The sequence below is a fragment of the Actinobacillus ureae ATCC 25976 genome, from assembly GCF_000188255.1.
Classification (GTDB): Bacteria; Pseudomonadota; Gammaproteobacteria; order Enterobacterales; family Pasteurellaceae; genus Actinobacillus; species Actinobacillus ureae.
This window is the reverse complement of record NZ_GL831081.1, coordinates 477,913-491,418: the sequence shown is the minus strand read 5'-3', so window position 1 is coordinate 491,418 and position 13,506 is coordinate 477,913. Positions and strand designations below refer to the sequence as shown.

The window sequence follows — 13,506 nt, the reverse complement described above, 5'->3', positions numbered from 1 at the left end:
CTCGCCATATTTATGTACTCGCCAAGAGAGTTATAAGCAGGCTCGGTATTTTGATTTGGTTGATTTTTTAAGACTTATTCACTTAACTAAGCCTCCCTACATCTTCTTTAGTTCTAATAAAAGTGAATTTATCCAGTTTATTAACGCCATGATAGAAGATAAATGGGATAATTGGCAGATGTTCGATGGCTACAAGCGTATTACATTTAACGCGACTGTAAGTTGTGATGGTAGGTACGAAGATAATTTAGTTTATAAGTTCTAGATAATTTAAAAGCCCTTTAAAGTTGGTTTAAAGGGCTTTGTTTTTGGCTAAGTTAACCACTAAAACTAAGAATTTTTGAAGGGTAGAATTTTTCGCAGTTTTAATGGCTCGCAACACCAGAGTTAATGGTGTTTTTAGTATATTAGATTTATTTTCTAATATGGTTTAATTAGGAATACATAATAAAAAGGAAGCTTTTTAAGCTTCCTTTTTTATTTATAGCGAACTTATTTCACTGTTACACGTGCAAATTTACGTTTACCAACTTGGTAAACAAAAGTACCTTGTTGTGCATTTTGACGAACGTCTTCCACTTTTTCACCATCAATTTTTACGCCGCCTTGCTGTGCTGAACGAATCGCTTCTGAAGTTGATGCGACTAAACCGGCTTCTTTTAACAAGGTAGCTAAACCAATTTCGCCCTCAAAGGTAAATTCCGGCATTTCATCTGGGATTCCCCCTTTTTGGAAACGGTTGATGAACTCTTGTTCCGCCGCATCTGCTGCTGCTTGATCGTGGAAACGAGCAATTAACTCTTTCGCTAAAAGAATCTTCACATCACGTGGGTTTTTGCCCGCTGCAACATCCGCTTTTAATTGGGCAATCTCGTCTAATGGACGGAATGAAAGTAGATTATACCAATCCCACATTAATTCGTCTGAAATCGACATCACTTTACCGAACATATCGCTTGGTACATCTGTTACACCGATATAGTTACCAAGTGATTTTGACATTTTTTTCTCACCGTCTAAGCCGACAAGTAGAGGTAATGTCATTGCTACTTGCGGTTTTTGACCCGCTGATTTTTGTAACTCACGACCAACTAATAAGTTAAAGGTTTGGTCTGTACCACCTAACTCAACATCCGCTTCTAGAGCTACAGAGTCATGGCCTTGGAGTAACGGATAAATAAATTCGTGGATTGCGATAGATTGGTTATTGGCAAAACGTTTTTTGAAATCGTCACGCTCAAGCATACGTGCAACTGTGTAATTAGATGCAAGGCGAATCATACCTTCGGTACCTAATTTACCTAACCATTCGGAGTTGAATGCCACACGAGTTTTATTTGGATCTAAGATCTTGAATAATTGTTGTTTGTAAGTTTCCGCATTACGTAATACGTCTTCGCGCGTTAACGGTGGACGAGTTGAGTTTTTACCTGAAGGGTCACCTACCATACCGGTAAAATCACCGATTAAGAAAATCACTTCATGACCAAGCTGTTGGAATTGGCGGAGTTTATTTAAAACAACGGTATGGCCTAAGTGAATATCGGGGGCTGTCGGATCTGCGCCTAATTTAACGCGTAACGGACGATTTTCTTTTAATTTTTCAATTAAATCTTCTTCAGAATAAATATTTTCAACACCGCGTTTCAGTTCGGCTAATGTTGCTTCAATAGATTGAGCCATTTGCTTGATTCCTTATATCTTGTTTTAAATATGAAAATAGAATCTATTATAACGAGATACGTTGTGATTGATAAGGCTTAATCGGCAATAGACGAAAAAAAACGCCTCATTTTGTGGGGGAATGAGGCGTAAGAGTTGGAGTGATTACCTATTATTTTTGAAGTGAGTTAATGATAATAATTCTCAAGTAATTAAGCAAGAGGCTTTACAAATGCTTACAAATGAGAATCTTTATCATTTAACTTTGGTGATAATAGAATTTTTTAAATGTTGATTCAAGCTAAAAACAAACTAACATAGATCCAAAAGTTACAAGTATTTGCATAATGAAACTTTTACTGAGGTTTAGCTTTCTCGACAATTTAGCCAAGGTACTCGAACACCATTGATATTGCGATAATAAGCAGAACTTTGCTCACGTGCAATGAAGTCAACATAGCTGCCTTGAATTGGATTGTATGAGCGATAAGTTACTTCAAAACGAGAACCTCGTGCATTGAGCGTTTTATTTTCAATATGATCAAACGGTTCAATTTTCCCGCCGTCTAATTGGAAGTAGAAGCCGAAGTTATCTTTCATACGACTTTCTCTTGAAAGCGGAAAGTAGCTGGATAAGTAAGAACTTGTACCGGTTTCAAAATTGCTACAAAGATAATGATAGCGCTTATAGTTAGCTCGGTTTGCTAATTCGGTTTGACTAATATTATCCTTTAAATAACCTGTTTTCGCTTTTTTAGTCGGCGAAGGGGAACAAGCAAATAAAGTTGTCAGTGTTGAAATTAAAAAAATAAGTTTAAGTTTATTCATATAAATAGTTCCGATAAAAATAGCCTAGTTTTGGCTAGGCTATGATAGTTCAAATTTTAGCGCTGACAAACGGTAGAATTTGTAAAAAATTTTGCAAATTTGACCGCTTATTCGCTATTTCTTACGTTTAGTTGCTGCTGGTTTCTTAGCTTTTTTTGCGGTTTTACAAGCCGCTTTTTCTTTTTTTTGGCTTCGACTTTGTTGCTTTGATGGTTTTCGGCTCTTTAAAGATTGGTTTATCGCCAACTTTTTTCGCTTTCTGCTTCGCCGTTTTGCCCACTGCAATCCCTTTGCGCAAATTACCGATTAGCGCAAAATCGATTTTCTTATCATCTAAGCTCACATTAATTACTTTCACTTTTACCGGATCACCTAAGCGGTAAATAATGCCACTACCGCCGACTAAACGTTGTCTGTCTGCATCATAATGATAGTAATCGTTATCTAATGTTGAAATATGTACTAAACCGTCAATTAGTAGCTCATTGATTTTAACGAATAAACCGAAACCGGTGACGCTTGAAATCACCCCTTCGAACGTTTCACCGAGATGATCTTGCATAAATTCACATTTCAGCCAATCTGCTACTTCACGGGTTGCTTCGTCCGCACGGCGCTCGGTTGCAGAACATTTATCACCAAATTGATCGATGTCGTCCAATTTATAGTGGTAGCCACCACCGTCCGTATAATTGTGAGTGTTACCTTTTTCTTTTTCAATCAAATACTTAATTGCACGGTGTAACAGTAAATCCGGATAACGACGAATCGGCGAAGTAAAGTGAGCATACTCGGTTAACGCTAAACCGAAATGCCCCACATTGTCTGCCGCATATACCGCCTGTTTAAGTGAGCGAAGTAACATAGTTTGAATTAACTCACGATCCGGGCGATCTGCAAGCTGTTCAATCAGCTCGGCATAGTCTTTCGGTTCAGGATCTAAACCTACATTCCATGTCAGTCCACACTCTTTGATAAAGGATTTAAAACTGGTTAGTTTTTCTTCGCTTGGTTTATCATGAATACGGAATAACGCCGGCTCATTTGCTTTTTCGACAAAACGAGCCGAAGCAATATTGGCTAAAATCATACATTCTTCGATAATTTTATGTGCATCGTTGCGAATCAGCGGTTCAATCCGTTCGATTCTGCCTTGCGGATTGAAAATAAATTGGTTTTCAACGGTTTCAAATTCGATTGCACCACGATTTTGGCGGGTTTTTACTAACACTTGGAACATTTCGTTCAAGGTTTCTAAATGAGGCACAAGTGGCGCATAACGCTCACGTAATGCTTCATCGCCTTCTAATATTTTCCAGACTTTGGTATAGGTTAAACGGGCGTGTGAGTTCATTACCGCTTCGTAAAATTTATAATCGGTCAGTTCGCCTTTTGAGGATACACTCATTTCCGCTACCAAACATAAGCGGTCAACTTGCGGATTTAATGAACATAAACCGTTTGATAAAATCTCTGGTAACATTGGAATAACTCGATTTGGGAAGTAAACCGAGTTACCACGGTTTGCCGCTTCTAAATCAAGTGCGGTTTTCGGGCGAACGTAATAGCTTACATCGGCAATCGCCACCCATAAACGCCAACCATCCGCTTCTTTTCTAGCAAAAACGGCATCGTCAAAATCTCTGGCACTCTCGCCATCAATCGTGACTAATGGTAAATCACGTAGATCCACTCGACCGAGCTTAGTTTCTTCCGGTACTTCTTCATTAAATTGGCGAATCTGTTTTTCTACACCTTCCGGCCAAACGTGCGGAATATCGTGATTACGTAATGCGATTTCGATTTCCATACCCGGTGCGAGGTTATCGCCTAAGATTTCGGTGATAAAACCGACTGGGCGGTTGAAACTCGCTTTGCGTTCTTGCAGTTCCACTACAACCACTTGCCCCATTCTTACACCCATACGCTGATCGTCAGGAATTAAAATATCTTGAGTGAGGCGACTGTCATCCGGCACAACAAAACCGATGCCACTTTCAAGGAAGAAACGGCCGACAATTTGTTTTTTGCGAGCTTCTAATACACGCACAATACGTACTTCACGACGACCTGGGCGATCGGTTCCGTTTGGCTGAGCAAGCACAAAATCACCGTGCATCACTCGTGTCATTTGGTTATTCGGAATAAACCAATCATCGCCTTTTTCTCTGCCTTCTACTTGCAAAAAGCCGTAGCCGTCACGGTGACCGACAACCGTACCTTTAATCAAATCCATTTTTTCCGGCAGGGCATAACGTTTACGTTTGGTAAAAATTAATTGCCCGTCATTTTCCATCGCACGTAAGCGGCGACGAACACCTTCGATACGTTCTTCGTCATAAATATGAAACGCTTCGAGCAATTCTTCACGACTCATCGGTGCATCAAATTCTCGAATGGTGTTTAAAATAAATTCCCGACTTGGGACGGGATTCTCGTATTTCTCGAGTTCTTGTTGGTAATTAGGATCTACTATCATAATGTTCTCTATATGCTAAAGCGGTCTGATTTGCAGAAAAATTGACAAATCAGACCGCTTGAATTTTAAGTTAGGCTACTCAGCCATAAACGGACTTTAAGTCCCCAATAGCTTGTTAGCCCTGTTGTATGCTGTACAACCTTACCGTCTTTTATGATTAATATCGTCGGTGTGGCTTGGATGTCCCAGCTTTTAGATATTTCGCCATCAGGATCATTGATGACAGGGAAGTGGTAATTTTCTTGGTTAAGGTAATCCGCCACCTGCTGCGGATCTCCGGATTTGAGCGCGACGCTTAACACTGCTACTTTGTCATCCATCAATTGCTGCACTGCTGGTGAGGTGAATTTACAATAGTTACACCAACTGCCCCAAAAGTAGAGCAACATCGGTTTTTGATGGCTTAATTGTGCAATCACTTTCGGCTGTTGCTGCAAATCGTAGAAAACCTGTTGAGCGAACGCATTTGGCTCGCTAGGTTTGCGATACCAATCAACTGCAATACTTAGCATGATAAACATTAGCCCGTAAACAAGCAAATTTTTACCGGAACGGAAAAGCATAGAGTTTTTGTTCTGCATTATTGGTGATCCTCTGTATGGCTATAAGTGTAAGAAGCCGCACCACGAGTAAGCATTCTGAGCTGCATAATTACTCGCTTTTTCAGTTTTTCACGTTCTTGCGTGTTCATATCAAGCGCATAAGCGCCAGCAGTAAACACAATCGTCATCAGTCCTTCCGCTTGGATATGGGCGATTTCACGACTACTGCTGACATCTTTACTCATAATATAGTCGGTTAATTCCGCAATAAAATGCTGAATTTCTCGTGATGCGGCAGTACGGAAAGCCAGTGAAGTACCGGAACTTTCTCGGAGCAGTAAACGGAAAACGTTCGGTCTATCCGTAATAAATTCAAAAAAGGTTTCGGTTGAAACTGCAACCACGCTTCCGCCGTTTTCAATACGTTTACGAGCTTGGCGCATAAGCTGGCGAAGCAATAAGCCCGACTCATACACCATTGCTAAGCCTAATTCGTCCATATCTTTAAAATGACGATAGAACGAGGTTGGCGCAATGCCGGCTTCTCTTGCCACTTCTCGTAAGCTGAGGTTAGAAAAGCTTTTTTCAGCGCTTAATTGGTTAAATGCCGCATCGACTAACGCTCTGCGTGTTTTTTCTTTTTGCTGTGCACGAATACCGATATTACTCATTGATGTTCTCTTGCTTCATAATATTTGCAACTTCTTTTGCAAGGCGCTTGTAACGAAGGCGTAATGGTGAACCAGGGCGATAAATTAGTCCCACAGAACGATATGGTTTTGGATCGTTAAAGGCGAGGTATTTTAAGCCTTCACACGATTTAGCTGCTAATTCTGGAATCAGTGAAATGCCGGCATTTGCTGCTACCATATTACGTAATGTTTCTAAGTTAGTCGCTTTAAAATGCGTGCTTTCTTTGGCGCCGACAGATAAACAATAATCTAAGGTTTGGGTACGTAAACAGTGACCATCGTTTAAAAAGAGCAATTCTTTGTCTTTTAGTGCACTAATATCTAAGCCTTTTTGTGCAGCCCATTCATGTTGTTGTGATACGGCTAATAACATTTGCTCGTTGAAAATAGGTACTTCGATAAATGGTTCGCTTTCTTTTACAAACGCTAGGATACCGCAGTCTAATTGACCGGACTCAAGTTGATCTACCAATTGTGAAGTTTGTAGCTCGTAAACATAAAGTTCTAGTTCGGGAAACGCCGATTTTAACGCAGGCAATACAAGTGGTAAAAGATAGGGACCAAGTGTTGGGATGATGCCGACATGAAGTGGACCGGACATTTCTTTACCTTGGTTACTTGCCATCTCTTTTAGCACTTTTACTTCACGTAATACAGCTTTAGCTTGTTCAACCAAAGTTAAACCGGCTTGCGTAAATAATACTTTTCGGCTAGTGCGCTCAAGTAAAACCGTACCTAATTCGTCTTCTAATTTGCGAATTTGACCGCTGAGTGTCGGCTGGCTCACATTACAGGCATCAGCCGCACGGCGGAAGTGTTTATAATCTGCTAAGGCAATTAAATATTCTAAATCTCTAATATTCACAGGAACTCCCAGTTAGATCGAATAATGACTATTTTTCCTATTAATCAAATAGGCTGAATTATGGCATATTTAGGTGTAGAATGCGTGCGGTTTTTGAAAACATTATGTAAAACAGGAGAATTTTTATGTCATTTAAAGATATGACTGGGCAAAAAGTGCCTAACGTAACTTTCCCAACTCGTAAAGGTGGCGAATGGGTTAATGTAACTACTGCAGATTTATTCGATAACAAAACTGTTGTGGTTTTCTCTTTACCAGGTGCATTCACGCCAACTTGTTCATCAACTCACTTACCGCGCTACAATGAATTAGCGGGCGAGTTCAAAAAATTAGATGTAGATTCAATCATCTGTATCTCTGTAAACGATACTTTCGTAATGAACGCATGGGCGAAAGACCAAGATGCGGAAAACGTAATCTTATTAGCAGACGGTAACGGCGAATTCACTGAAGGCATGGGCCGTTTAGTTGATAAAGCGAACTTAGGCTTTGGTAAACGTTCTTGGCGTTATTCTATGCTCGTGAAAAACGGCGAAGTAGTTAAAATGTTTGATGAGCCGGAAAAAGATGGCGACCCGTTTGAAGTATCTGATGCGGAAACCATGATCAAATTCTTAAACCCTGAGTGGAAAGACCAAGATCCAATCGTGGTATTCAGCAAAACAGATTGCCCATTCTGTGCAAAAGCGAAAGCGTTATTAGCTGAAAAAGGCTTACGCTTTGAAGAAATCGTATTAGACAACGATTCACAACGCGGTAAAGTGGTACGTGCGGTTGCAGGTAGCCAAACTGTTCCACAAATCTTTATCGGCGGTAAATTAATCGGCGGCAGCGATGCTTTAGAAGCGTATTTTGCAAAATAATAGGCAAATTTAACCGCTTATAAAAAAACCGAACGTTTAAAAGTGTTCGGTTTTTTGTTTTTATTAGGACTATTCTGCAAATTCTTGCATAAATTTGACCGCTTGTTGCACCATTGAGGTTGAGCCGACAAAGAACGGTACACGTTGATGTAGTTCAGTCGGTTTAATATCTAAAATCGGATTAAAACCGTCTGTTGCCATACCGCCGGCTTGCTCGGCCAAGAACGCCATAGGATTGCCTTCATATAATAAACGCAGTTTACCTTTCGGATAGACGGTTGAGGTTGGGTAGATATAGATCCCACCTTTTAACAGATTGCGGTGGAAATCCGATACTAAGGAACCGATATAACGAGATGAATATGGGCGTTTAGTTGCTTCGTCACTTTCTTGGCAATATTTGATGAATTTTTTCACGCCCATAGAGAAAGTGACATATTGTCCTTCGTTAATTGAGTAATATTTTCCTTCAAACGGCATTTTCATATCCGGATGAGACAGAATAAATAAACCGAGTGACGGGTCATAAGTAAAGCCGTTGACGCCGTTACCGGTGGTATAAACCAACATTGTAGATGAACCGTAAGTGACATAGCCCGACGCCACTTGTTTGCGCCCTTCTTGTAAGAAATCTTCAATCGTAACCGGCGTACCAATCGGTGAAACACGTTTATAAATTGAGAAAATCGTGCCGACAGAAACGTTTACATCAATATTTGAAGAACCGTCTAAAGGATCAGTCATTAAAATATATTTTGCATTTCTACCTATTTCGTTGTCAAAAGCAACGAAGTTATCGTCTTCTTCAGAGGCAAAACCTGCCACATCTTCACGTGCAATTAATGCTTTTTTCATCGTCTCATTGGCAAACACATCTAATTTCATTTGTGCTTCGCCTTGAATGTTTTCAGATCCGGCAACGCCTAAAATATCTTGGCTTAAACCGGCACGGTTAATTTCACGATGAATAATTTTAGCCGCAAGGCGAATAGACGATAAAATACCGCTTAATTCACCTTTTGCTTCTGGGTACTCTGCTTGTTTTTCAATAATAAATTCGCCGAGTGTTTTCATAATTTCTCCTTGGAGTATGCTAAAATAGCTAGCGGTATTATAGAAAGAAATTAAAGCTCCCTCTAACGGGGCATAACAAGTTTGTGACATTGATCACAAAATTTTTACATTAAAGGCTAATTTATGACGCAAAAACACATTCACATTCTTGGTATTTGTGGCACTTTTATGGGCGGTGTAGCGATGATCGCACGAGAACTGGGCTATAAAGTGACAGGTTCGGATACCAATGTTTATCCGCCGATGAGTACATTTTTAGAAAATCAAGGTATCGAAATCATTCCTAATTATGATGTGGCGCAGCTTCAGCCGGCGCCGGATTTAGTGGTTATCGGTAACGCAATGAGCCGTGGCAATCCTTGCGTAGAATATGTATTGGATAATCAGCTAAATTACACTTCAGGCCCACAATGGTTACATGATCATCTGTTAAAAGATCGCTGGGTTCTAGCGGTGTCTGGTACGCACGGTAAAACCACTACCACTGGCATGTTAGCGTGGATTTTAGATCAAAATCAGATTGATACCGGCTTTTTAATCGGTGGCGTTGCCGGTAATTTCGGTATTTCGGCACGTGCCGGTTCAAGCAAATTCTTTGTGATTGAAGCGGATGAGTATGATTCGGCGTTCTTTGACAAGCGGTCTAAATTTGTGCATTACACACCGAAAACGTTAATTATCAACAATATTGAATTTGACCATGCAGATATTTTTGACGATTTAAAAGCGATTCAACGTCAGTTCCATCATTTAATCCGTACCATGCCGAGTAGCGGTTGTATTCTTTCGGCAGCAGCGGATGAGAATGTACAGAATACCCTAAAAATGGGCAGTTACAGCGAGCTGCAATTTATTGGCGAAGATAAACAGTGGTTTGCAAAACCGATTTCAGCAGATTGTTCGCATTTCGAAGTATTCCACAAAGGTGAAAAAGCCGGTGAAGTAAAATGGAATATTATCGGTGAGCATAATATGCATAATGCATTAATGACGATTGCGGCGGCACATCACGCTGGTGTATCGGTAGCAGGCGCTTGCGAAGCACTTGGTTCATTCATTAATGCGAACCGCCGTTTAGAAGTGAAAGGCGAAGTGAATGGTATTACCGTTTATGATGACTTTGCCCATCACCCAACTGCAATTGCGGCAACCATTGATGCTTTACGTGGCAAAGTCGGCAAAGAACAGCGTATTTTGGCGGTACTTGAACCCCGCTCCAATACGATGAAAATGGGCGTGCATAAAGAAGAAATTGCGCTAAGTTTAGGCGATGCGAATGCGGTATTTGTTTACCAACCGGACACGATTCCTTGGTCGGTTTCGGTGATTACCGATTCACTCTCACAACCGGCGGCATGGTCGGCAAATCTTGATGAATTGGTAGCGTTAGTGATAAAAGAAGCGAAGCCGAACGATCATATTTTAGTGATGAGTAACGGCGCATTTGGCGGAATTCACAATAAACTCTTAAATGCACTAAAAAGCTAGTTTTCCCGTCTATGTAAAAATACCGCCTAGAGAGCTAGGCGGTATATTCTTTTATATATTTCTCCAATACTTCTTTAAGTTCCCTCATATTAATATATCTCGCCGAACGCCAAATTTCTTTGCCGTCCGCAAAGAAAAGTACCGCAGGTGCGGTGAGTACATGAAAACGACCGGCAATCATCGGTACTGTTACAATATTGGTTTCAATACCTGCAATTTCAGGTAATTCCGCCACGACTTCGGCAACCTGTTTTCTAAATACCGTACACACACCGCAATTTGGTGCTTGTACATAAAGTAGTGTTAAGCGATTTTCAGCAAGATACTGTTCGATAGTCGCAAGATCGTGAGCGTTATGCATATTTCCCTCCTCTTTTAAAACGACAAGCGGTCAGATTTTTGCAACATTTTACAAAATCCGACCGCTTGTGCATTGTTATTCAGCAAATAAACCGTCTATCACTTCCGCTACGGTTTTGATTTCGTGGATATTGGCAATGCCTAAGCCGACACAGCCCCAACCGTTATCGAAATCGCCTTTCATCATACCGTTACCGAAACCAGATAAGCCTGCCATTGCTTTACCGATTTCGCTGTCATCTGCACCACTTTGAGTGAGTTCGACCAATTTTTCCGTGAGTTTACTGGTGAAAGAACGGGTGAATGTTGGCGGTGCTTTAAAGAGTAATAAATCATCAGGTGTTGAGCGAACAATACTTTCTTTCACTCGTTTATGGGTTGGGTTTTCTCTGGTTGCCAATAATGCCGTTCCCACAAAAATCCCTTCCGCACCTAAAGCAAATGCGGCTTTAGTAGTGCGATGGTCGGAAATACCGCCAGCTGCCATAACGGGTACATTTTTCGCTGCATCGACAATCATCGGTACAATCGCAAAAGTACCAATCGCTTTTTCCGGCATTAAACCGCCTTCATCAAAACCGGTTGCGACAATAATATCCGCCCCTGCTTGTTCCGCTTGTTGCGTATTAGCAATCGTAGGGGTGATTGCTCGGAAAATAATTTTCACACCTGCTTGTTTTAATTCGGCAAAAATTTCCGGTAACACTGTGCCATCGCCTACGCCCATCCATACTACACCGTGCACACCTTCTTCTTTGATGGCATCAATAATCGGACGAGTCCAAGGATCTTTTGATTGATCAGGATTTGGGGCAAGGTTCACGCCAAACGGCTTATCCGTTAGGGCTTTAGTTTTGCGAATTTCTGCTCGCATACGCTCAGCCGTTTCAATCGGAGAACTGGTCATCTCTGTTTGCCCTGCATTCGGCCCAAGCACACCATAGCCACCTGTATTACTTACCGCCGCCACAAATTCAGCATTGGTTACCCACGACATTGGGTCTTGCACGATAGGTTTTTCAATCCCTAAAATTTCCGTAATTCGATTTTTCATTTTATATCCTTTGTTTTAGCGATCATTTGCAAACTTTTGAGGGAAAATGACCGCTTGTAATGTTAATTAAAATTAGCCTTAAACAATACGATGAACCACAGGAACTGGGTTGGTAAACATATCGTATAACGGAGAGTGATTCGGAATTTCTGCAATTAAAGCCTCGACTTCGGCACGGCTAGCATTTGAGCTTTCAACGTTAATATCCACACGAATTTCGCTTGCGCCTGCGGTGCGATCAATAACCTCGCCATTGCGGAAGGTTATCAATGTTGGAATGTTGCGAACATCAAATTTCATTGAAAGCTCAGGATTTTGATCGACATTGATTTTCACGATTTTCGCTTTGCCTTGATATTCCTTTGCAAGCGCTTCTAAGCTTGGTGCAATCATTTGACATGGTGGACACCAGTCTGCATAAAAATCCACTAACACGGGTTGTTTTGCATTCAAAACATCTTGCTCAAAATCGTTATCGTTTGAATAAAAAATAGTATTGCTCATTGGGAATTCTCCATCTTGTTAAATTGTTTCAGTCTTGTGCTGATGTGAGGCATTATAGAAAGAACAAGCGGTCATTTCTTGCCGAAAACAAGCAAATTATTGCCTAATTTGATAAGGTGGGTAGAATATGTGAAAAGAGAGGAATCGGATGAAAAATTGCAACAAATTGCGGAATCGATAAAAGAATTTACCGCAGAAGAAGGGTGTTTCTACACGACTGAAATTCAAACTTTAAGCCTTTGTCGGCGTAATCACACAACCAACCCTATGCCATGCATTTATCCGTTAAGCTTATTTTTGGTGGTGCAAGGCTCGCAACATGTGAATTTTGGCGAGAGTGTAATGGAAATTCATCGGGGACAAACGGCGCTCACAACGCTGGACTTATCGGTAGTTTCCAATGTGCTCAATGCTTCTAGACATGAACCGTATTTGAGTTTGCGGATTGAGCTTGATGCGATGTTACTGCGAGAACTTGACGAACAAACGCAGTGGCAACCGACAACTTCCAGTTTATCAGATAGCTTATCGGTCTTTCCTGCAGATGAAGATTTACTAGATAGCATTTTGCGTTTGATGAAATTGCTTAAAACTCCAAAATTAAAATCATATTTGCGACCGTTAGTAGAGCGAGAAATTGCCTTGCGATTACTAGCAAGTGACCATCATGCAATGTTAAGAAGATTGTTTACGCAAGGTACGATTGAACAAAAAATTGCAAAGGTAATTGCCTATTTTAATGAACATTATGCTGAAAAGATTGAAATGGATCGCCTGGCGGAAATGGTTTTTACCAGTCCGTCTTCGCTCCGTCAGCATTTCCGTAAAATTACCGGCACAAGCCCGTTGCAATACCAAAAACAATTACGATTACAACACGCTAGACGTTTGATGTTTAAGCAAAATTTTGATGCGACCAGCGCCGCAATGGAGGTCGGCTATGAAAGCCCAAATCAATTTAATCGAGAATACGCCTGCTTTTTCGGTGAACCGCCATTACGGGATATTCATCGCTTAAAAGAAGACGAAATGCACTTCGGGCGAATTGTATAAAAAATCAAGCGGTCAAAATTTGCAAATTTTTTACAAAATTAG

Annotated in this window: 11 protein-coding genes and 3 pseudogenes; 4 read left to right on the top strand and 10 right to left on the bottom strand. The window is 40.8% G+C overall.

All coding sequences use genetic code 11. The annotated features are described in order from the left end of the window. Positions 1–265 (top strand): annotated as a pseudogene (locus tag HMPREF0027_RS12150) (hypothetical protein); the annotation flags it as partial. A 227-nt stretch (positions 266–492) separates the two neighbouring features. On the opposite strand, the gene tyrS reads toward HMPREF0027_RS12150, so the two are convergent. The 6 genes and pseudogenes from tyrS to oxyR all read right to left on the bottom strand — a co-directional run bounded on the left by tyrS (position 493) and on the right by oxyR (position 7,068). Beyond that, positions 493–1,683, bottom strand: coding sequence for a tyrosine--tRNA ligase (gene tyrS / locus HMPREF0027_RS10170; protein WP_005624950.1), 1,191 nt, complete (start codon positions 1,681–1,683; stop codon positions 493–495). Positions 1,684–2,028: 345 nt separating this feature from the next. Then, positions 2,029–2,490: a hypothetical protein gene (locus HMPREF0027_RS10165; protein WP_005624948.1), complete on the bottom strand. Its 462-nt coding sequence runs from the start codon at positions 2,488–2,490 to the stop codon at positions 2,029–2,031. 114 nt (positions 2,491–2,604) lie between these two features. Beyond that, a pseudogene (gene rnr, locus HMPREF0027_RS10160) lies at positions 2,605–4,969 on the bottom strand (ribonuclease R). A gap of 65 nt (positions 4,970–5,034) precedes the next feature. Then, positions 5,035–5,550 (bottom strand): protein disulfide oxidoreductase, encoded by a 516-nt coding sequence (locus HMPREF0027_RS10155; RefSeq protein WP_005624942.1) that lies wholly within the window; start codon positions 5,548–5,550, stop codon positions 5,035–5,037. Beyond that, positions 5,550–6,182: an HTH-type transcriptional repressor FabR gene (gene fabR / locus HMPREF0027_RS10150; RefSeq protein ID WP_005624940.1), complete on the bottom strand. Its 633-nt coding sequence runs from the start codon at positions 6,180–6,182 to the stop codon at positions 5,550–5,552. Before fabR ends, HMPREF0027_RS10155 begins: the two co-directional genes overlap by 1 nt. Continuing rightward, positions 6,175–7,068, bottom strand: a complete 894-nt coding sequence (gene oxyR / locus HMPREF0027_RS10145; RefSeq protein WP_005624937.1) for a DNA-binding transcriptional regulator OxyR — start codon at positions 7,066–7,068, stop codon at positions 6,175–6,177. Before oxyR ends, fabR begins: the two co-directional genes overlap by 8 nt. Positions 7,069–7,193: 125 nt before the next feature. Here oxyR and HMPREF0027_RS10140 point away from each other — a divergent pair, with 125 nt between their 5' ends. Further along, entirely contained in the window at positions 7,194–7,931 is a 738-nt protein-coding gene (locus HMPREF0027_RS10140; RefSeq protein ID WP_005624935.1) for a glutathione peroxidase, read from the top strand. Between the two features lie 69 nt (positions 7,932–8,000). On the opposite strand, the gene fbp is transcribed toward HMPREF0027_RS10140, so the two are convergent. Beyond that, on the bottom strand, positions 8,001–9,005 hold the full coding sequence (gene fbp / locus HMPREF0027_RS10135) for a class 1 fructose-bisphosphatase (RefSeq protein ID WP_044024518.1): 1,005 nt from the start codon (positions 9,003–9,005) through the stop codon (positions 8,001–8,003). A gap of 123 nt (positions 9,006–9,128) precedes the next feature. Between fbp and mpl the strand changes: the two genes are divergently transcribed. Next, positions 9,129–10,493 (top strand): UDP-N-acetylmuramate:L-alanyl-gamma-D-glutamyl-meso-diaminopimelate ligase, encoded by a 1,365-nt coding sequence (gene mpl, locus HMPREF0027_RS10130; protein ID WP_005624931.1) that lies wholly within the window; start codon positions 9,129–9,131, stop codon positions 10,491–10,493. A gap of 34 nt (positions 10,494–10,527) precedes the next feature. Here the strand turns inward: mpl and HMPREF0027_RS10125 are convergent, their stop codons facing one another. The 3 genes and pseudogenes from HMPREF0027_RS10125 to trxA form a co-directional block, all read right to left on the bottom strand. Beyond that, the gene (locus HMPREF0027_RS10125) at positions 10,528–10,854 is read right to left on the bottom strand and encodes a thioredoxin family protein (protein WP_005624929.1); all 327 of its coding nucleotides are present in this window, start codon (positions 10,852–10,854) and stop codon (positions 10,528–10,530) included. Between the two features lie 75 nt (positions 10,855–10,929). Beyond that, on the bottom strand, positions 10,930–11,907 hold the full coding sequence (locus HMPREF0027_RS10120) for an NAD(P)H-dependent flavin oxidoreductase (RefSeq protein ID WP_005624927.1): 978 nt from the start codon (positions 11,905–11,907) through the stop codon (positions 10,930–10,932). 222 nt (positions 11,908–12,129) lie between these two features. Further along, positions 12,130–12,411, bottom strand: a pseudogene (gene trxA / locus HMPREF0027_RS10115) (thioredoxin); the annotation flags it as partial. 129 nt (positions 12,412–12,540) lie between these two features. On the opposite strand from trxA, the gene HMPREF0027_RS10110 reads away from it, so the two are divergent. After that, positions 12,541–13,464: an AraC family transcriptional regulator gene (locus tag HMPREF0027_RS10110; RefSeq protein WP_005624923.1), complete on the top strand. Its 924-nt coding sequence runs from the start codon at positions 12,541–12,543 to the stop codon at positions 13,462–13,464. The last annotated feature ends 42 nt before the right edge of the window (positions 13,465–13,506 follow it).

Coding starts and splice junctions, on each gene's coding strand:
- fabR (WP_005624940.1), bottom strand. CDS start 6,182: ATGAGTAATATCGGTATTCGTGCACAGCAAAAAGAAAAAACACGCAGA.
- fbp (WP_044024518.1), bottom strand. CDS start 9,005: ATGAAAACACTCGGCGAATTTATTATTGAAAAACAAGCAGAGTACCCA.
- HMPREF0027_RS10120 (WP_005624927.1), bottom strand. CDS start 11,907: ATGAAAAATCGAATTACGGAAATTTTAGGGATTGAAAAACCTATCGTG.
- mpl (WP_005624931.1), top strand. CDS start 9,129: ATGACGCAAAAACACATTCACATTCTTGGTATTTGTGGCACTTTTATG.
- HMPREF0027_RS10155 (WP_005624942.1), bottom strand. CDS start 5,550: ATGCAGAACAAAAACTCTATGCTTTTCCGTTCCGGTAAAAATTTGCTT.
- HMPREF0027_RS10165 (WP_005624948.1), bottom strand. CDS start 2,490: ATGAATAAACTTAAACTTATTTTTTTAATTTCAACACTGACAACTTTA.
- HMPREF0027_RS10140 (WP_005624935.1), top strand. CDS start 7,194: ATGTCATTTAAAGATATGACTGGGCAAAAAGTGCCTAACGTAACTTTC.
- tyrS (WP_005624950.1), bottom strand. CDS start 1,683: ATGGCTCAATCTATTGAAGCAACATTAGCCGAACTGAAACGCGGTGTT.
- HMPREF0027_RS10125 (WP_005624929.1), bottom strand. CDS start 10,854: ATGCATAACGCTCACGATCTTGCGACTATCGAACAGTATCTTGCTGAA.